General features: G+C 68.3%; 16 protein-coding genes. 7 read left to right on the forward strand and 9 right to left on the reverse strand.

Annotated elements, in window-relative coordinates; genetic code table 11:
• The first annotated feature begins 2 nt into the window (after positions 1-2).
• The 3 genes from CRM90_RS15380 to CRM90_RS15390 all read left to right on the forward strand — a co-directional run bounded on the left by CRM90_RS15380 (position 3) and on the right by CRM90_RS15390 (position 3810).
• Positions 3-1103, forward strand: coding sequence for an acyl-CoA dehydrogenase family protein (locus CRM90_RS15380; protein WP_102807822.1), 1101 nt, complete (start codon positions 3-5; stop codon positions 1101-1103).
• Positions 1103-2266, forward strand: coding sequence for an acyl-CoA dehydrogenase family protein (locus tag CRM90_RS15385; protein WP_102807823.1), 1164 nt, complete (start codon positions 1103-1105; stop codon positions 2264-2266). Before CRM90_RS15380 ends, CRM90_RS15385 begins: the two co-directional genes overlap by 1 nt.
• A 260-nt stretch (positions 2267-2526) precedes the next feature.
• The gene (locus CRM90_RS15390; protein WP_102807824.1) at positions 2527-3810 is read left to right on the forward strand and encodes an HNH endonuclease signature motif containing protein; all 1284 of its coding nucleotides are present in this window, start codon (positions 2527-2529) and stop codon (positions 3808-3810) included.
• On the opposite strand, the gene CRM90_RS15395 is transcribed toward CRM90_RS15390, so the two are convergent.
• The 3 genes from CRM90_RS15395 to CRM90_RS15405 all read right to left on the reverse strand — a co-directional run bounded on the left by CRM90_RS15395 (position 3807) and on the right by CRM90_RS15405 (position 7315).
• Positions 3807-5105, reverse strand: a complete 1299-nt coding sequence (locus CRM90_RS15395) for an amidohydrolase family protein (RefSeq protein ID WP_102807825.1) — start codon at positions 5103-5105, stop codon at positions 3807-3809. The two genes, CRM90_RS15390 and CRM90_RS15395, sit on opposite strands and share 4 nt — an antisense overlap.
• Positions 5099-6277 (reverse strand): CoA transferase, encoded by a 1179-nt coding sequence (locus CRM90_RS15400; RefSeq protein ID WP_233209344.1) that lies wholly within the window; start codon positions 6275-6277, stop codon positions 5099-5101. The genes CRM90_RS15395 and CRM90_RS15400 overlap by 7 nt, the downstream gene beginning before the upstream one ends.
• Before the next feature lie 117 nt (positions 6278-6394).
• Positions 6395-7315, reverse strand: coding sequence for a hotdog family protein (locus CRM90_RS15405; protein WP_233209349.1), 921 nt, complete (start codon positions 7313-7315; stop codon positions 6395-6397).
• 169 nt (positions 7316-7484) lie between these two features.
• Between CRM90_RS15405 and CRM90_RS15410 the strand changes: the two genes are divergently transcribed.
• On the forward strand, positions 7485-8642 hold the full coding sequence (locus CRM90_RS15410; RefSeq protein ID WP_102807827.1) for an acyl-CoA dehydrogenase family protein: 1158 nt from the start codon (positions 7485-7487) through the stop codon (positions 8640-8642).
• Between the two features lie 6 nt (positions 8643-8648).
• Positions 8649-9368: a GntR family transcriptional regulator gene (locus CRM90_RS15415; protein WP_102807828.1), complete on the forward strand. Its 720-nt coding sequence runs from the start codon at positions 8649-8651 to the stop codon at positions 9366-9368.
• Here CRM90_RS15415 and CRM90_RS15420 read toward each other — a convergent pair.
• The 6 genes from CRM90_RS15420 to CRM90_RS15445 form a co-directional block, all read right to left on the reverse strand.
• On the reverse strand, positions 9365-10303 hold the full coding sequence (locus CRM90_RS15420; protein ID WP_102807829.1) for an enoyl-CoA hydratase/isomerase family protein: 939 nt from the start codon (positions 10301-10303) through the stop codon (positions 9365-9367). The genes CRM90_RS15415 and CRM90_RS15420 overlap by 4 nt on opposite strands.
• Positions 10304-11836, reverse strand: a complete 1533-nt coding sequence (gene fadD4, locus CRM90_RS15425) for a fatty-acid--CoA ligase FadD4 (RefSeq protein ID WP_102807830.1) — start codon at positions 11834-11836, stop codon at positions 10304-10306.
• A gap of 52 nt (positions 11837-11888) precedes the next feature.
• Positions 11889-12794: a DUF4436 domain-containing protein gene (locus tag CRM90_RS15430; protein ID WP_081845105.1), complete on the reverse strand. Its 906-nt coding sequence runs from the start codon at positions 12792-12794 to the stop codon at positions 11889-11891.
• Between the two features lie 48 nt (positions 12795-12842).
• Positions 12843-14669, reverse strand: a complete 1827-nt coding sequence (locus tag CRM90_RS15435) for a phosphoenolpyruvate carboxykinase (GTP) (RefSeq protein ID WP_102807831.1) — start codon at positions 14667-14669, stop codon at positions 12843-12845.
• 154 nt (positions 14670-14823) lie between these two features.
• Positions 14824-16254, reverse strand: coding sequence for a hypothetical protein (locus CRM90_RS15440; RefSeq protein WP_233209345.1), 1431 nt, complete (start codon positions 16252-16254; stop codon positions 14824-14826).
• Positions 16251-17159: a hypothetical protein gene (locus tag CRM90_RS15445; protein WP_102807833.1), complete on the reverse strand. Its 909-nt coding sequence runs from the start codon at positions 17157-17159 to the stop codon at positions 16251-16253. The genes CRM90_RS15440 and CRM90_RS15445 overlap by 4 nt, the downstream gene beginning before the upstream one ends.
• A 93-nt stretch (positions 17160-17252) precedes the next feature.
• Here CRM90_RS15445 and trmB point away from each other — a divergent pair, with 93 nt between their 5' ends.
• Complete coding sequence (gene trmB / locus CRM90_RS15450) at positions 17253-18047, forward strand: tRNA (guanosine(46)-N7)-methyltransferase TrmB (RefSeq protein ID WP_102807834.1); 795 nt, start codon at positions 17253-17255, stop codon at positions 18045-18047.
• Positions 18044-18733 carry an NYN domain-containing protein gene (locus CRM90_RS15455; protein WP_102807835.1) on the forward strand — a complete coding sequence of 230 codons (690 nt, stop codon included), beginning with the start codon at positions 18044-18046 and terminating at the stop codon, positions 18731-18733. Before trmB ends, CRM90_RS15455 begins: the two co-directional genes overlap by 4 nt.
• Positions 18734-18749: the final 16 nt, after the last annotated feature.

Genomic DNA, 18749 nt, shown 5'->3' on the forward strand with positions numbered 1-18749 from the left:
CGATGACAGCGTTGACCACCGAACAGCGGGACCTTGCCGAGGCGGTGACCGACCTGATGGCCAAGCGGTCGCCGGAGGCCGAGGTACGCCGGCTGATGGCCACCGACACCGGATACGACCCCGGGGTGTGGGCCGAGCTCGCCGGCATGGGCCTTTTGGGTCTGGCGATACCCGAAGAGTTCGGCGGCTCCGGCGCCGGCGCCGTCGAGGTGGGTCTGGTGATGGAGGCCATGGGACGGGCGCTGCTCTGTGCGCCGTACCTGTCCACCGCCGTGCTGACCACGCAACTGCTTGCGGCACTGGGCGATTCGGACGAGCAGGCCGACGTGCTGCCGCGGATCGCCGCGGGCGAGCTGATCACAGCGGTGGCGTTCGCCGAAGACGGGTCGGCACGGCCGCCCCTGGCCTCGACCACGAGGGCGCGTGCCGACGGGTCGGGGTGGCGGTTGTCGGGCAGCAAGACCTACGTGCTGGACGCGGCGAGCGCCGGGCGGATCTACGTGCTGGCCGGGGACGGGGTGTACGCGGTGGATGCCGACGCCCCGGGTCTCGACGTCAGCGTGCTGTCGACGGTTGACCAGACCCGCAAACAGGCCCGAATCGTGTTGAACGACACGCCGGCCCGGCTGGTGGGTGCGGCCGACTCCGGTGCGGCGGCGCTCGGCCACGCCCTGGACCTGGCATCAGTGGCGCTGCTCGGCGAGCAGGCCGGTGGCGCGATGTGTGCGATGCGGATGGCCGCCGACTACGCCAAGACGCGGTTCCAGTTCGGTCGGGCCATCGGCAGCTTCCAGGCGATCAAGCACATGTGCGCCGACATGCTGCTGGAGGCCGAGTCGGCGTTGTCGGCGGCTCGGCATGTCGCGGCGGCATTCGACGCCTCGGACGAATCACGCTGTGTGGATCTGGCTGCCGCACAGGCTTATTGCTCGGAAGCATTCGTCACGGTCGCGGCCAACAGCATTCAGGTGCACGGCGGTATCGGGTTCACCTGGGAGCATCCCGCCCACCTCTACCTGCGGCGGGCCCGGACCGACGCCGAACTGTTCGGCGACCCGGCGTGGCACCGGGAGCGTTACGTGCGACTGCGGGAGGCCCAGTGATGACCGACGACGACGTGCGCACCGAGGTCCGGGGCTGGCTGGCGGACAACTGGGACCCCGAGTTGGATCGCGGCGCCTGGGCACAGCGGGTGTTCGACGCCGGCTGGGCGGTCCCGAGCTGGGAGCCGCAGTGGTGGGGGCGCGGCCTGAGTGACCCGCAATCCCGCATCGTGGCAGCCGAATTCGCCGCGGTGGGCGCACCGGGCACCGGCCACGACAGGGCGAATCTGTTCGCCTGCACCCTGCACGACCTCGGCACCGACGAGCAGAAGCAGCGCCTGATCCCGCCGTCGATCCGCGGCGAGACCAAGTGGTGCCTGCTGTATTCCGAGCCCGGCGCCGGGTCGGATCTGGCGGGGCTGCGCACGCGCGCCGAACGGGACGGCGACGACTGGGTGATCAACGGCCAGAAGGTGTGGACGTCGTTCGCCAAGACCGCCGACTACGGGCTGCTGGTGGCGCGCACCGACTGGGATGTGCCCAAGCACAACGGGATCAGTTTCTTCATGTTCCCGATGCGACAGCCCGGCGTCGAGGTCCGTCCGATCCATCAGATCACCGGCGAGTCGGAGTTCAACGAGGTCTTCATCTCCGGGGCGCGGGTGCCGGACGCCAACCTGGTCGGCCAGCCCGGCGGCGGCTGGTCGGTGCTGCAGGTGGCACTGGCCTACGAGCGGCGGCTGATGGGCGACCTGGCCCGCACGTCGCGCGGGGCGCGCAAGCCTCAGGCCGATTCCGACAGTCTGGTGGCGATGGCCCGCAGTGCCGGCAAGCTCGACGACTCGTTCGTCCGCCAGGAGATCGCGCGGGTCGAAGGGTATGCGGCGGTGAACCGGTGGAACACCCAGCGGGCCAAGGCAACCTCTGATCGCGCCGAGGCCGCCACCCTGCTGGCGCTTGGCAAGATCGCGATGTCGCGGATCCTGCACGAGACGGCGAAGGTGCAGACCGAGATCGCCGGTCCGGAGGCGATGCTGACCGGGCCGGACAATCCGGTCGGCGACGCGGTCACGTTCCGGACCTTGAATGCGTACTTCACCTCGATCGGCGGCGGCACCGACCAGATTCAGCGCAACATCGTCGGCGAGCGCGTGCTGGGCTTGCCGAAAGAGCCGGAGCCGTACCGCAATACCGCGTTCCGGGAGTTGCCGACGTCGAGCTAGGGTGATCGCCGGTTCCGGGCCATCCACAGTTCCGAACTCATCCCCAGCCTGATGGCATCGACGGGTTCGTGTTGCCTCATGTCGCTTCGTGCGTGCTGTCACGACTTTCGGTTTCGGCGCCGCCGCCAACGCCTTACGGGCGTGACTTCGATGCCTTGAACGCGCATTTTCAGTGAGGCAACGAATCCCCTCTTCGCGCGCATTCCTGACGAGGAAACGCGTGTCGGTTTTTGTCAGTGGTTCGAACTAGTGTTCTAATCATGGGTTCGATGACGGCAGCGTTGGATGCGCTCGACGCAGCGATCGAATTAGTGGGCGCGGCTGATATCGAAGACGTGCCTGCACCAGAGCGATTCGCGGTTCTGGAACGACTCGAGACCGCGATGCGCCGGCAGGTTGCGATCTCGCACTCGCAGCTCACGCGGCTGGAGCGGTATGAGGGGTGCCCGCCGATTTCGATCGTGGTGGCTGACGTGTTGCGGATCAGTCGTGGTGCGGCCAAGCGCCGAGTTCGTGACGCCGAACAGCTGGTGCCGCGTCAGACATTGACCGGCGCGGAACTGCCCGCGTTGTTGCCTGCCACAGGTAAGGCATGGAACGCCGGGCTGCTCGACGGCGAGCATGTGCGGGTCATCCAACGGTTTTTCCGGGGTCTGCCGGATCATGTCGGACCGGTCGAGGTCGAGAAGGCCGAACGCACCCTGGCTGAGCATGCGCAGGTGATGCGGCCTGATCAGTTGGAGAAAATCGCTGATCGGCTGGCCGCCCATCTCAACCCCGACGGCACGTTCTCCGACGAGGACCGTGCCCGTAAGCGTGGCTTCCAGTGGTGCGGCGGCCAACGAGCCGACGGCATGAGCGTCGGAAAACTGATCGCCGACCCAGCTCTACGGGGGATGCTCGATGCCTGGTTGGCGAAGTTCGCCGCTCCCGAGCCTGAGGACACCCGAAGCCACGCACAACGGCAGCACGACGCACTGGCCGTGCTGGTCCGTCGTCAGCTGGGCGACCCGAAACTGGGCAAGCACAACGGACTTCCGGTCACGATGATCGTCACTACGACCTTGCAAGACCTGGCGGCCGGAGCCGGACACGGGGTTACCGCCGGAGGGACCTTGCTGCCGATCTCAGACCTGCTCCGGATGGCCACGCCGACGTACAACTATTTGGCGGTGTTCGACGGCGTCACCGGGCAGTCTTTGTGGCTAGGCCGGTCCAAGCGACTGGCCTCAGCGGATCAGCGAATCATGCTGCTGGGCAAATACCGTGGCTGCACCGCACCCGGTTGCACGGTCAACGGCTACAACAGCCAGGTGCACCACTCGACCAAAGACTGGAAACACGGCGGCACGACCGACATCGACGACCTCACCCTGGCCTGCAAATGTGACAACCTGCTCGTCGAGAACGACGGCTGGACCACCCGCCAACTGGCAGACGGCCAGACCCAATGGGACCCGCCACCCGATGTGCCACTGCGGGGCGGCACCAACAACTACCACCACCCTGAACGTCTTCTACCCAAGGATGACGAGAAAGACTAGGGCCGCAGGTGCAGGTGGCCGCCGATGACGGTGGCGGTCACGAGTTCGGCGTCGAGGGCGTCGAGCACCTCGGCGGGCGCTGCGCTCAGCACACACAGGTCACCGGACTGCCCCGGCTCGACGGTCCTGGGCACGTCGGGACGCTCGGCATGCCCGGTGAACAGCGTCAGTGCCGTTGCGGCCGACACGCATTCGGCTGGATTCAGCACCGCCCCGGTCTTGGTGGTTCGGTGCACCGCGGCGCGCATGCACGCCCACGGATCGGCATCACCGAACGGCTGGTCCGTCGACAGGGCCACCCGTACCCCGGCGTAGTGCAGTGATGCCAGTCGCCACAGTGCGGGCTGGTCAGCGGCGTCGACCTCGATCAGGTACTGGTCACCACGTTCGGTGACGAAGTTCGGCTGGGTCACCACCAGCACACCGATGTCGGCGAGGTCGGCGAGAGCGTCGTCGGGAACCACCGCCGCGTGCTCGATCCGGTCGTCGGGGTGGGTGCCCGCCACCCGCAGCGCCGCCAGTGTGACCACCAGCTGGCCTGCCGTCACACAGTGCAGGGCGACAGCTCTGTTGTCGCGGTGCTGTGCGGCGATCCACCCGGCGAGTTCGTCGAGATCGAGCGAATCATCATGCAGGATGCGCTTTCCCGGCGCCAGCCAATGCACGTTCTGACGCAACCCGCCGTGCCGGTGTTCCTCGGTCAGGGTGATGATGTCGTCGGCGCCGAGGTTTGGGGTGGCATCGGTGACGCCGGTGACGCCATAGCCGAGAAGCCGCCTGCTAACCGTGGCCAGCGATGTGTCGCGGCGCGCAACCGCATCCGACCAGTTGTCGTAGCTGCGCAGCCTGCCGTCGGGATGATCGGGCAAACCCACCCTGGACAGACCCGCGGAATTGAGGTACCACAGCACGCCACTGCGATGTTGAATGCGTACCGGCACAGCGGGAGTGAGATCATCGAGCAGACTGCGGTCCAGTGGGCCCGCGGCCGACTCGTGGTAGCCGACGGCCCGGATCCAGCCGTCCTCGCCGACCGGCGCGGCGGCGAGCACGGCGGCGAATTCCGCACGGCTATGGACCAGCGCCGGGCCGACCTGCACGGAGTCCAGCGCCGCAGCCGCGGCCCGCAGGTGTACGTGGTGGTCGTGCAGGCCCGGGATGACGGTGCCGCCCGCGGCGTCGAAGGTGTCCTCACCGCGGCGGGGGGTCAACGAGTCGGCGATCTCGTCGATGGCGGCGGCTACCCTGATGTCAACTATTCGCCCGTCCAACAGGTGGGCTCGCTGGATCAGCATGGCACCGAGTTCCGCTGCTGGACAAATGCTTCCACCGCGGCGTTGTCTGCGCCCAGCGCCGATGCCGGCGGGCTGGGCAGCGGAGCATGAGGCTGCCGTACCTGGATCGGCGACAGCGACGGCCCGGTGGGCAAGGCCGCATATGTGGCCGCGACGGCGGCCATCGCCACGTCGAGGGTCTCGCCACCCCCGCGCTGCAACGAATGCGCCACGGCCAGTGCGGCTTCCAGCCCGGTCAGCGGGTCGGCGATGGCGTCGGCGCAGAACACCGGGTCGTTCGAGCTGGTGCCGACCAGTCCGCCCGCGACGGCCGCGTCGTCACCGAAGGCGGGACGCTGCGACTGCGACCCATGACCGGTGATACGAAGCCAGACCCGGCCCGCCGGGCCGGGCAGCGACTCGGAGCTCAGGCCCCGCCGCTGCAGCACACCGGGCCGTGAGCCTTCGATCACGACGTCCGCGGCCGCCAGCAGTGCGCGCAGGCTCCCGCTTTCGAAATCAACTGCGTAGGAACGCTTTCCGTGGTTCATCCAATCAAAAAAGGCCGCGTTCCCGGAGCGGGTGCCGTCGGGGCGGCTCGGGCTCTCCACCTTGACGACCGTGGCCCCCGCCGCCGCGAGAAGCCGACCGCACAATGGGCCAGCCCACATCGACGACAGGTCGGCAACCAATAGCCCTTGTGCCGCGCGGGGTCCGGTGCGCGGCCCCGAAGTTCGCACCACCGGCGCCGCCGGAGTCGTCTCGCCGAGGCGGGCGGCGGGCAGGTCCAACAACGTGGCCCGGTCGAGGACCTCGTCGCCACGACGACAGGCGGCCCACTCCTCGACCGCGGGCCACGGGTCGGGCACCGAGTCGGCTTCAACGAGAGCGGGGACGGCCTCGATGTCGTCGGTTCGCGACAGGGTCAGGGCCCACCAGCCGTCCCGGGTCGGCATCAGGTGGGTGGCCCCGCCGGCCGAGACGCGGCCCTTGCGATGCAGGCCGAGCAGAGCGGCACGTCCGGTGAGGATGGTGGCGACATCGACCGGGATGCCCAGGAGATGAGTCAGCTCGGCGGCGACGGCGTCGGCCCGGGTTAGCATTGCCGCCCGGGAGTGGTCCGGCGGACCGTCGGACCGGCCGGTCAACCAGGCCAGGCCACTGTTGGCCCAGTCGGCGCCGGCGTCGTTCACCTGACCATTGTCGCGCGCGCCGGAAGGCCCCCGCAGAGATCCTGCGACAACAGCCGGACCGATATCGGTATCGAGATAGGTGACGGCCGGGACTGCGTTCGGGTTTTGTCTCTCGGATCAGAAATGCAGGGCGGTGAACCGCCAGTCCAGCACCTGCCGGTCGTCACCCTCGTCGGCGACGGCATAGACCACCGAACGCAGGGTGAGCACCCCGCCCCGGTCTCCGGGCAGCGGATCGGCCGCCTCAATGTGCAGGTCGCTGTACAGCGTGTCACCCTCGTGCACCGGACCGGTGTGGTCGCACGACGCCCACCCCAGCACCGTCGCGAGATTCGGCAGCAGCTGACCGGCCTGGGCCAACGCCAGCCCGATGGTGTGCCCGCCGTACACCAGGCGCTGGCCACCCACCCGCGAATCATGGTGGGTGGCAGCGATGTTCAGCGTCAGCCGGGCCAGCTCCGGCGCGGAGCTCGCCACGTCGCCGGTGCTGCGCAGAACCGAACCGGCCATGTCGGGGTAGAAGTGCGGGCCGGGAACCCGCTCGCGGAACGCCACCGCGTTCCAGTCGGCGGTCGGCTGCGGCGGCGCGGGCAACTCGGCGCCGATCACCGACAGGTCGTCGGCGTGCCCGGTGTCCGGGGCGTTCGGGCTCATCGGCAGCATCGCGCAGCGGTAGAAATCCAGGACCAGCCGGCCGACCTGGTCGATGGTGGTCATCCGCAGCGCCGCCAGTCCCGTCGGCGCCCGTCCGGGCTTGGCGCTGTTCTGCCGCAGCCCGACCACCTCGGTCCGCGTGAAGATGGTGTCGCCGATGACCGGATAGCGGTAGAACGTCAGCCCCCGGTAGAACAGGTTGGCCTTGACCCGCTGGGTGGCTAGCGTGCTCTGGCCGATCGCGACGTCACACACCAGCCCCGGATGGGCCAGCTCAGCGGTGCTACCCACCACGGCATAGGCCAGCCCGGCGTCCAGGGACAACCGCAGCCGATCGCCGACGATGGCCTGATGGCTGGCGGCGGCACCCGAGGTCAGCGTCATCGACGGTGCCCAGTCGAAGACCTGGCCGACCACCAGATCATCGAAATACGGTCCGCCCGACTCGCCTCCACCAATATGGCCGTACAAAGTCACAGTCGCTCATCCTGGTGCTTCCTCGCCCTGCATGTCAATATGGCCGTACATTTCACGACTTCTTGGAGCGGCCTACGTGAGCACTGCACTCAACGACGAAGAGACCATGCTGGTGGAGACGGTGCGGGCGTTCATCGACCGCGACGTCAAACCTTCGGTTCGCGAGGTCGAGCACGCCAACACCTACCCCGAGGCGTGGATCGAGCAGATGAAGCAGATCGGGATCTACGGCCTCGCGATCAGCGAACAGTACGGCGGCAACCCGGTGTCGATGCCCTGCTACGTCGAGGTCACCCAGGAACTCGCCCGCGGCTGGATGAGCCTGGCCGGCGCGATGGGCGGGCACACCGTGGTGGCCAAGCTGCTGGAGATCTTCGGCACCGAGGAGCAGAAGCAGACCTACCTGCCGAGGATGGCCACGGGCGAGGTGCGCGCGACGATGGCGCTGACCGAGCCGGGCGGCGGTTCGGATCTGCAGAACATGGCGTGCGTCGCCCGCGCCGACGGCGACGACCTGGTGATCAACGGAGCCAAGACGTGGATCTCCAACGCCCGCCGGTCGGGTCTGATCGCACTGTTGTGCAAGACCGATCCGCAGGCTATGCCGCGTCACAAGGGCATCTCGGTGGTGCTCGTCGAGTCGCCCACCGCCGGGCTGACGATCTCTCGTGACCTGCCGAAGCTCGGCTACAAGGGCGTGGAGTCCTGCGAGCTGGCCTTCGACGACTGCCGGGTGCCGGCCACGTCGATCCTGGGTGGTGCGCCCGGACGCGGTTTCGGCCAGATGATGAAAGGCCTTGAGACCGGCCGTATTCAGGTCGCCTCGCGTGCCCTCGGCGTGGCTACCGCGGCCCTGGAGGACGCGCTGGCCTACGCCCAGGACCGGGAGAGCTTCGGACAACCCATCTGGAAGCACCAGTCAGTCGGCAACTACCTGGCCGACATGGCCACCAAGCTGACTGCGGCCCGTCAGCTCACCCGCTACGCCGCCGAACGGTACGACAGTGGGGAGCGGTGCGACATGGAGGCCGGGATGGCGAAGTTGTTCGCCTCCGAGGTGGCGATGGAGATCGCGCTGAACGCGGTGCGTATCCACGGCGGCTACGGCTACTCGACCGAATACGACGTCGAACGGTACTTCCGTGACGCGCCGCTGATGATCGTCGGTGAGGGCACCAATGAGATCCAGCGCAATGTGATCGCGGGTCAGCTCGTCGCGCGCGGAGGCATCTGACCGGCCATGAAACCCGAACCCGCGTATCAGGTTCTGCGGCAACGGCTTCGCGACGAGATCGCGGCCGGGGCCTATCCTGACGGCGTGCGGTTGCCGACGGAGTCGGAGCTGGTCGCCCAGCATGGGCTGTCCCGGCAGACGGTCCGCCGCGCGTTCCAGGATCTGGTGGCCGAAGGTGTGGTGTACCGGGTGCCCGGCCGCGGCACGTACGCCAACCGGGGATATTTACGGCAGCTCGGTTCGATCGAGGACCTGATGAGCCTGTCCGAGGACACCAGCATGGAAGTGCTGCAGGGACTTTCGCGCCGCGTCGACGTGACGGCGGCCAGCCGGCTGCGCCTGGAGCACGATGTGGTGTATACCGTGGTGTTCCGACGTGTCCATGATGAGATTCCGTTCGTGGTGACCACGGTGCACTTACCGGAGCACATCGCCCGGCTGGTGTTCGACTCCCCGGAGCTGGCCGACGGCGCGGTCGGCACCGACACCGTGATCGGTGTCCTGGAACCGCACCTGGATCAGCCGATAGCCGAAGCGGCCCAGTCGATCACGGTTGCACCCGCCGACGAGCTGGTCGCCGAGGCGCTCGGCTGCGAGCGATACCATCCGATGCTGCGGGTGGACCGGCTGTACTCCGACACCACCGGCGCCCCGGTGGAGCTGTCGGTCAGCCACTTCCTGCCCGAGCAGTACACCTACCGGGTCACGCTACGCCGCTCCGGCTAGGTGACCTCGTCGACCAGACCCCACGCCAGCGCGGTAGCCGGATCGACGGTCCGGCCGGACAGCACCAAATAGGCTGTGCGCCAACGCCCGATTCGCCGGGTGATGCCCACGGTTCCACCGGCGCCGGGAATCAGGCCCAGCGTCAGCTCCGGCAGCCCCAGCACCGCGTCGGGATGGCAGCTCACCCAGCCGCAGAACGACGCCATCTCCAGTCCGCTGCCGAGAACGCGACCGTGGATGTCGGCCCGGCAGGCCCGGCCGAGGCGCCGGCTCAGCTCGTCGAGCGCCAACGCGGGGCTGTGCCGGGTCCGTGCCAGATGCGCCGAAGCCGGGTCGGCGAAGGTGCCGAACTCGCCGAGATCCCCACCGCTGCAGAAAGATGCGCCGTTGCCGCTGAGCACCAGCTCGGTGACGGTGTCATCGAGTAGCGCGACGGTCAGCGCCTCCAGCAACAGCGCCCGGGCGTCGGTGCTGAACGCGTTGTGCCGCTGCGGCCGGTTGAATCGGATACGCAGCGTGCCGCCGTCACGCTCGGCGAGCACCGGGTCGGCGATGTCAGGCAGCGACGCCGGACCCCGCGAGTCAAGCCAGCGGGCGAACTCCGGCCCGGACTGCAGCGTCGAGTACGCCAGCGACTCGGTGATGATGCCGGGGAGCGCCGGGCCGGTCACGTCGACCGACCGCAACACATCGTCGCAGACAGCGCTGGCGTGCGGCCAGTGCCGGCAACGGTCCCGAAGCAGGGCCACGGTGTCGCTCACCGACTCCACCGCGACGTAGCGGCGGTCTTCCTGCTCCTTCTCGGCCAAGGCGAAGGTGGCTGTGTCAAGCCAGAATTCACCCTCGGGCGTCGACGGCTCGCCGACCGCAACGACGACGCCCGGCGGACCGGTGACCCCGATCGGCGGCGGGTCGGACAGGTCGACGAGACGCATCTAGCCGGTCGGCGCGGGCGAGTACTTGACGATCAGTTCCTGTTTGTACAGCTTGCCGGTGTCGGTGCGGGGCAGCTCGGACTCGAACGAGATCGACCGCGGACACTTGTAGTGCGAGAGCCGATCACGCAACCACGCCAGCAGCTCGGCGGCGAATTCCTCCGTCGCGTCCGCGGAGTCGACCAGCTGGACCACGCCCTTGACGCTTTGGCCCATCTCCTCGTCGGGCACGCCGAACACCGCGGCGTCCATCACCTTCGGGTGCGTGACGAGCATGTTCTCGGCTTCCTGCGGATAGATGTTCACCCCGCCCGAGATGATCATGTGGTGTCGGCGATCGGTGAGGTAGAGGTAACCCTCCTCGTCCAGATAACCGATGTCGCCGACCGTCTTCCAGCCGTGGCTGTCGCGCGACTTGGCGGTCTTCTCGGCGTCGTTGAGGTACTCGAAGTCCATGCCGCCTTCGAAATAGATCTCCCCCGCCTGGCCGGGCGGCAGCTCGTTGCCGTCCTCGTCGAGGATGTGCAGTCCACCCATCATCGGCTTGCCGACCGAGCCCGGGTGGGTGAGCCAATCCTCGGCGAAGATCAACGTCGACCCGATGGCCTCGGACGAGGCGTAGTACTCGTCGACGATCGGGCCCCACCAATCGATCATCTGCTTCTTGATCTCGACCGGGCAGGGCGCAGCTGCGTGCATGACCCGCTGCAGACTCGAGATGTCGTACGAATTACGGACATCCTCAGGCAGTTTCAGCATCCGGGTGAACATCACCGGGACGAACTGGCCGTGGGTGACCTTGTGGCGCGCAATCGCGTCCAGGCAGCCCTGCGCGTCGAACTTCTCCAGCACCACAGTGGTGATACCCGCCGCCAGCGTCTGCATCGACCACACCGAGGGAGCGGTGTGATACAGCGGGGCGGGGCTGATGTAGACCGCATCGGGGTTCATCCAGAATCCGATGAGTCCGGCCATCATGCCGGGCACCTCGGTGGGCGGCAGGTGCGGAAGCTCGCGCTTGATTCCCTTGGGGCGCCCCGTCGTTCCCGACGAGTACTGCAGCAGGTCGCCTTCGATCTCGTCGTCGATCGGCGTAACCGGCTGGTCTGCAACGCATTCCGGGTAACTGCGCCAGCCGTCGAGCTCACCGTCGTTGATGATGAGCAGCGGCGGCATCGTCGGCAGCTCCGCGGCGAGCCCGGCGAGGGTGTCCGTCAGCCCGGCCGAGCCGACGACGGCCTTGGCCTCGCTGTTGTCGATGATGTACGCGGCTTCGGCCGCCGTCAGGTGCGTGTTGATCGGCACGTAGTAGAGCCCGGAACGCCGCGCCGCCCACAACACGGTGTGGAAGTGCTCGTTGTTCTCGATGAGGATCGCGACGGAGTCGCCCTCACGCAGCCCGGCCTGCCGGAACAGGTGTGCCAGCTGGTTGGCCCGAGCTTCCATCTCGCCGAACGTGACGGTTTTCCCGGACGGATACAGGATGACTGCCGGCTTGTCGGGAGTGGCCTGCGCATGCTCGCGGATCTGCATGGCAGCACTGTACGACAGCCCGAATTGACAGGCGTCAACTAGGTGCCGCTAGTCAGTCGCTGTGCCGAGCCCAGGACACCAGGTAGATGACCAGCGCCGCGACCAACGCCACCAACACCCAGAAGACCAGCGCCTCGTCGATCCAGGACCCCGGCGGCGGATCGCCGGGCAGCACGTTGCGGATCGGGACGACCGCGAAGAGCATCGCGGCGAACCACGTCGAGAACGGCGGCTGGAATTTCTTCTTGCCCAGCAGCATTTCGATCGCGGCGTACAGCGCCAGCGCCGGCAGCATCAGCAGCACCAGGCAGATCCCGAAGATCAGGGCCAGCGGGCCGCGCGATCGGGAGAACGTGACGGTCGCGTTGTCGTCGGCGCCGCCGGAGTGGGTGGCGGGCCCCGTCCGATCGCTGCGAACATCCCAGCCGTACAGCGATCCGCTCACCTCCACCCGGGCAGGCACATAACGCCTCTGGTCGCCCGACCCGACATACACGTCGGCGCCGATGGTGTCGGTGGTGTACCTGTCGAACGGCCACCTGTCGGCGTCGCCGGTGGCCAGCAGCGATGTCTTGGCGACTTTGGGGACCTGACCCTTGGGGAAGGTCAGCTCCCCGAACTCGATGCACGGACACAGCCGCACCACCATGTCGGTGGTGAGGTTGCCGAACTCGGGATCCAAGAAGCCCTTCTGCGGTATCACCAGAACCTCGACATCCACCCGATTGTCGAGTGGATGAATGGCCGTGAGCTCCAACAGGACAACGGTCTCGTTGGCGGTGTCCAGATTGGTGGGCTTCAGCGAGTGCGCCGAGCTGTCGATCCAGAAGTAGCCCGCCACCGACCCGATGTAGATGGCGAGAATGACGCCGACGGTGGCGATCCGGCGCCACCACGACTGGGCGGGCGCTGGCGCGTTGCGCGCCGGCGCCGGCGCATCCGCCGACGGGACCCCCACCGAACGGATATTAGCTGGGGTCAGGGGCCGAGCTGGCCGTAACGGAAGTTAGTCGGCTTCGGCAAGGCGCTGCTTGAGCGCCTCGAACTCGTCCTTGACCCCGGTCGGCAGCTTCTCCCCGACGAACTCGAACCACTCCTCGATCTGCGGGAGCTCGTCGCGCCATTCCTCGACGTTGACCGCCAGTGCCTCGTTGACGTCGGCCGGATCGGCGTCCAGGCCCTCGAGGTCCAGGTCGCCCGCGCTCGGCACGATGCCGATCGGCGTGGTGGAGCCGTTGGCCTTGCCCTCGACCCGCTCGATGATCCACTTCATCACCCGGCTGTTCTCGCCGAAGCCCGGCCACAGGAAACGACCGTCGTCGCCGCGGCGGAACCAGTTGACGAAGAAGATCTTCGGCATCTTCGACTCGTCGGCGTTCTTGCCGAGGTTGATCCAGTGCGCGAAGTAGTCGCCGACGTTGTAGCCGAGGAACGGCAGCATAGCCATCGGGTCACGACGGACGGTGCCGACCTTGCCCTCGGCGGCGGCGGTCTGCTCGGAGCCGAGCGTCGCGCCGATGAACACGCCGTGCTGCCAATCGCGGGCCTGCGTCACCAGCGGCACCGTGGTCTTGCGACGGCCGCCGAACAGGATGGCCGAGATCGGCACGCCCTGCGGGTCGTCCCACTCGGGGGCCAGCGTCGGGCACTGCGACATCGGGGTGCAGTAGCGCGAGTTCGGGTGCGCAGCCTTCTCATCCGAGGCCGGCGTCCAATCGCTGCCCTTCCAGTCGATCAGGTGCTGCGGGTCGCCTTCGAGGCCCTCCCACCACACGCCGCCGTCATCGGTGAGCGCGACGTTGGTGAAGACGGTGTTGCCTGCCGCGACGGTCTTCATCGCGTTCGGGTTCGAGCTCCAGTTGGTGCCCGGCGCGACCCCGAAGAAGCCGAACTCCGGGTTGGTGGCGTACAGCCGGCCGTCCTTGCCGAAGCGCATCCAGGCGATGTCGTCACCGACGGTCTCGGCGCGCCAGCCCGGGATGGTCGGCTGCAGCATCGCGAGATTGGTCTTGCCACACGCCGACGGGAACGCGGCGGCGACGAAGTACGCCTTGTTCTCCGGGGAGATCAGTTTGAGGATCAGCATGTGCTCGGCCAGCCAGCCCTCGTCGTGTGCCATGGCCGAGGCGATGCGCAGCGAGTAGCACTTCTTGCCCAGCAGCGCGTTGCCGCCGTAACCCGAACCGAAGCTCCAGATCTCGCGGGTCTCCGGGAAGTGGGTGATGTATTTGGTGTCGTTGCACGGCCACGGCACGTCTTCGTCGCCCGGCGCGAGCGGTGCACCGAGTGAGTGCAGCGCCTTGACGAAGAATCCGTCGTCGCCGATCTTCTCCAGCGCGGCCTTGCCCATCCGCGTCATCGTCCGCATCGAGACGACCACATATTCGGAGTCGGTGATCTCGACGCCGAGCTTGGGGTCATCGGCACCGAGCGGGCCCATGCAGAACGGCACCACATACATGGTGCGGCCGCGCATCGAGCCGCGGTACAGGTCGGTCATGAGGCCGCGCATCTCGGCCGGGTCCATCCAGTTGTTCGTGGGGCCGGCGTCGATCTCCCGCTCCGAGCAGATGAACGTGCGCGACTCGACGCGGGCCACGTCCGACGGCGCCGAACGGGCGAGATAGGAGCTCGGCTCCTCGGAGTCGCTCAGCTTGGTGAAGGTTCCGGCGGCGACGAGCTCGTCGCACAACCGCGTGTACTCCTCTTCGGAGCCGTCGGCGAAGACCACCCGGTCGGGCTGCGTGAGTTCGGCGACTTCCTGGACCCAAGCGAGCAGGCCCTGATGCTTGGTCGGTGCGTTATCCAGACCGGGGATGGTCGCTGAAGTCATCGCTGTCAATCTCCTGCTTATTTTTATGGCCAGGACGCAGGCCGGATTCCGCGCCGAGACACGGTCCTCCCTGAAAAATAGGTTAACGCGGGTGAGATACCCGCGGTTAATCGGGATTATGTCCGATCACTCACAGGAACGATTCAGAAGCCCACTAATTGGCCTGTTTGGCTGTATTCAGCGCGTCGAGTTCATCGCGGACCGCAGCCATCGCACTCTCAATCACTGGGACATGCCGGTCGCGGGCCGCGACCGCGCGGGCGCCGGCGGTCGTATGTTCGCGGATCTCGCGGTCGATGCGGGCAATGGTGTCCCCGGTTCGGGCGTGGTCTGCGGCGTCACGTTCGGCGGCCGCACGGCCCAGTGACGCCTCGGCCGCCACCACTCGGGTGGCCACCCATTCCTCCAGCGCGGTGCGCTGACTGCCGACGACCTCCACCACCCACCGGTCGAGGACCGCCCGGTCATGCAAGAGGCCGCGGACCCCGACCACCCACACGGTCAGGGCGACCCCGATGACGGCGCCGCCGAGTGTGCCGCCGACCGCCCACTGCGGCGCCAGGCCGGCGAACACCCGACTCAGGGTCAACGCCACCCCGACACCGAAACCGCCGCCCAGCAGCAGCATCAATCGGGTCTCCGCGCCGCGGGCCCGCGACGGCGCGGTGCCCACCGCGACCGGGGGACGGGAGTCCACCGGCTCGACCGCCAGACCCAGCTCCTCGCCGACGTCGGCCAGCTGCCGGGCGACGCCGGCGGCGACGTCGTCGGCCACCTCGGCCGCCCGGCGCCGCACCTCGTCGGGGAAATGGGCGAGACCGCGCCGGCTCACGCCTGCCAGGTCTTCCTGTAACTCCGTTCGCACCGAGGCGCACCGGTTGCGGGCGAAATAGGTCAGCGCAACGCGGGCGTGCTGAACCTGGGCGCGCAGCGCGATGGACCGCTGCGACTTGTCCACCCGGTACCGGTGCAACGCCGCGGTGCGCGCGGTGCGCAGGGCGGCCAGCCGTGCCTCCCGGCCGGCCCCTGCGACGTCGAGCTCCAGCCGCCGATGCACCGTCAACAGCCGATTTTTCAAGGCTTGCAAGCGATTTCGTCGATCTCGGGTCTCGTCGGTGAGCGTCTCGCGCAGCGCGGTGACGAGCTCGTCGATGACGGGTGCGCCCAAATCGGGCACGGCGGCCGTGCCGACCCACGGCATGTCGCGGTAACGGGGCGCCCGCTGCGCCAGCAGCGCACGGTCGGCATCGAGCACATCGCGCCAGGTGCGATGGACGTCGATCTTGGCCACCACCCCGATGACCGCAGCGGTGTCGGCAGCGACGGCGTCCAGCAGCGCACAGTCCGACTCGGTGATCGGCGCGGTGGCCGAGACCACGAACACCACCGCGGCGGGCGCCTGGCCGGCAGCCAGCTCGTCGGCTTCGACCACGGTGTGGTCGGGCAACCGCTCCCGCAGAGCGGTGACCACACTGCTGGTCCCGCTCAGCCACGGACCGGCCACCAGCACCACGTCGCGCCGCACGGTCGAGGGCATCGGCAGGGCCGCATCGATCTGCGCCACCAGGGACTCGACGTCGGTCACGGCGTCAGCTCCACCGGTTCCGGCACGCCCCCCGCGCGTTCCCACAGCCGCAGCGAGCCGCGGGCGATGTCGGCACCGCAGCGGCTGTGCAGCCGCGACACCGGCCCGCGTGAATACCGCTGCCAGACAACGGCGCGCCGCAGGTGGGCGTGGGCGCTGACGCCGGCATCGACGGTCATCCCGGTGGCCTGCACCACCTCGATCGCCGCGGCCATCCTGGCGGCGACGACCTCGTCGGCCGCCGAATCGGCGAACTCCTCGATCAACCGGCGGTAGCGCACCGGTGCCGCGGCCGCCTCGAGCCCGGCGAGCAGTCCGTCCAGCGCGCTCGCCTGGCGCAGCGCCGCGATCACTCCGGCTCGATCCGCGCCGTTGCGCAGCGCCAGCACCGCGTGCGCGATACCGAACAGATCGAAGTCGACGAGCAGTCGCTGCCGCACCGCAGTGGGCAGCCGATGCTCACCGGCCGCGAACCGGTCAGTGGAACCCAGGTCGGCCGGGTCGGCCGTCAACGTCCGCAGCGCGCCGAGCAGTTCGTCGTCCAGGATCCGGTCGTCCACCGCGGCGGCCGCGGCCAGTCCCGCCAGGGGATAGACCGGCACACCCACGCGATCGCCGAGCAGCCGGCAGCGCTCGGCGGCCGCCGCGACCGGCCCGCGACCGCCGAATCCGGTCAGGTCCGCTTTGTTGAGGACCGCGATGACGGGCCGCGGCGAGGTGGTCAGCGCGCGCCGATCTTCGGGCTTCAGCGTCTCGGCGAATACGTGAACGTCCAGGTCGGCAGCCTCGGTCGGCGCCAGCACCGCCACACCGGCCCCATGCAGCACGCGGGTCACCGTGCGCCGGCCGCACCCGGGCCTGCCGACCACCCTGACCCGCACCGGCAGCCCCACCACATCGGACATGCTGGCATCAGCGGGCGTGTGGCGCGAGCCACTACCAGGAGAAGGCAACTGTTGGGTATCAATATGCACCACGGAGCGGGTACACCTCTGTTCATGAGCGACCATGGACGGATGCATGCGCAGCGCCACGGTGGCTCAGCCACGCCCGATGCCTGGCCGGCGCATCCCTATCCCCGGATCACCAGCTTCCGTTCGCGGCGCTCGACCCTGACCGACGCACAGCAGGACGCGTGGGACCGGCTGTGGCCCGAGATGGGCACCATGGCACGCGAGGTCGACGGGCAGGAGCGCAGCGGCCAGGGATTCACCCCGGCGAAGCCTGCGGGGCTGCTGGACACCACGGCGTGGTTCGGTAGACAGGCGCCCGTCGTGCTGGAGATCGGCTGCGGAACCGGCACGTCGACGCTGGCGATGGCGATGGCCGAACCGGACATCGACGTCGTCGCGGTCGAGGTCTACAAGCGCGGCCTGGCTCAGCTGCTCAGCGCTGTCGGCCGCGAAGGTGTGTCCAACATCCGGCTGGTCCGCGGCGACGCGCTCGACGTGTTGGAGAACATGTTCGGCCCCGGCTCGCTCACCGGGGTCCGGGTGTTCTTCCCCGACCCGTGGCCGAAATCGCGGCACCACAAGCGACGGCTGCTGCAGCCGGCCACGATCTCGCTGATCGCCGACCGGCTGCGACCGGGTGGCGTGCTCCACGCCGCGACCGACCACGCCGGCTACGCCGAGCAGATCGCCGAGGCAGGTGATGCCGAACCCCTGCTGCGCCGCGTACAGCCCGGTGACGAGCTGCCGATCTCGGTGCAGCGCCCGACGACCAAATACGAGACGAAGGCCGCTGAGGCGGGCAGCGCGGTGGCCGAACTTCTGTGGTTGAGGCAACGATGAGTGTGATCGAAGACGCGACGGCGCCCGCACTGCCGGACAGCGGGGATCAGCCGGTGAGTCCGCCGATCCAGCGGGTGCTTCTGGTCTGGGACGCGCCCAACCTGGACATGGGCCTGGGGTCGATCCTCGGCGGTCGACCGACGGCCGCTCACCGGCCGCGATTCGACGCGCTGGGCCGCTGGCTCCTGAACCGCACCGCCGAATTGTCGGCCGGCCACCCGGAAGTCTCGGTGGAACCGGAGGCGACGGTGTTCACCAACATCGCGCCCGGCAGCGCGGACGTCGTCCGCCCCTGGGTGGAAGCGTTGCGCAACGTGGGCTTCGCGGTGTTCGCCAAGCCCAAGATCGACGAGGACAGCGACGTCGACTCCGACATGCTGGCCCACATCGAGATGCGTCGCACCGAAGGTCTGGCCGCCGTGCTGGTCGCCTCGGCTGACGGACAGGCGTTCCGCGCGCCGCTGGAGGAAATCGCCAAGGCCGGCACCCCCGCCTACGTGCTCGGATTTCGCGAACATGCCAGCTGGGCGTTAGCGTCGGATACCTTGGAGTTTGTCGACCTGGAGGACATTCCTGGTGTTTTCCGAGAGCCGCTGCCGCGAATCGGCCTAGATTCGCTCCCAGAGCAGGGGGCATGGCTACAACCGTTCCGGCCGCTGTCCTCATTACTGACATCGCGCGTCTGAGTAGGAGAAACCGATG

This window comes from Mycobacterium sp. ENV421 (genome assembly GCF_002887815.1).
GTDB lineage: Bacteria > Actinomycetota > Actinomycetes > Mycobacteriales > Mycobacteriaceae > Mycobacterium.

Coding starts and splice junctions, on each gene's coding strand:
- CRM90_RS15445 (WP_102807833.1), bottom strand. CDS start 17,159: ATGTCCGATGTGGTGGGGCTGCCGGTGCGGGTCAGGGTGGTCGGCAGG.
- CRM90_RS15390 (WP_102807824.1), top strand. CDS start 2,527: ATGGGTTCGATGACGGCAGCGTTGGATGCGCTCGACGCAGCGATCGAA.
- CRM90_RS15420 (WP_102807829.1), bottom strand. CDS start 10,303: ATGCGTCTCGTCGACCTGTCCGACCCGCCGCCGATCGGGGTCACCGGT.
- CRM90_RS15435 (WP_102807831.1), bottom strand. CDS start 14,669: ATGACTTCAGCGACCATCCCCGGTCTGGATAACGCACCGACCAAGCAT.
- CRM90_RS15455 (WP_102807835.1), top strand. CDS start 18,044: ATGAGTGTGATCGAAGACGCGACGGCGCCCGCACTGCCGGACAGCGGG.
- trmB (WP_102807834.1), top strand. CDS start 17,253: ATGAGCGACCATGGACGGATGCATGCGCAGCGCCACGGTGGCTCAGCC.
- CRM90_RS15380 (WP_102807822.1), top strand. CDS start 3: ATGACAGCGTTGACCACCGAACAGCGGGACCTTGCCGAGGCGGTGACC.
- CRM90_RS15385 (WP_102807823.1), top strand. CDS start 1,103: ATGACCGACGACGACGTGCGCACCGAGGTCCGGGGCTGGCTGGCGGAC.
- CRM90_RS15415 (WP_102807828.1), top strand. CDS start 8,649: ATGAAACCCGAACCCGCGTATCAGGTTCTGCGGCAACGGCTTCGCGAC.
- CRM90_RS15395 (WP_102807825.1), bottom strand. CDS start 5,105: ATGCTGATCCAGCGAGCCCACCTGTTGGACGGGCGAATAGTTGACATC.
- CRM90_RS15405 (WP_233209349.1), bottom strand. CDS start 7,315: ATGACGCTGACCTCGGGTGCCGCCGCCAGCCATCAGGCCATCGTCGGC.
- fadD4 (WP_102807830.1), bottom strand. CDS start 11,836: ATGCAGATCCGCGAGCATGCGCAGGCCACTCCCGACAAGCCGGCAGTC.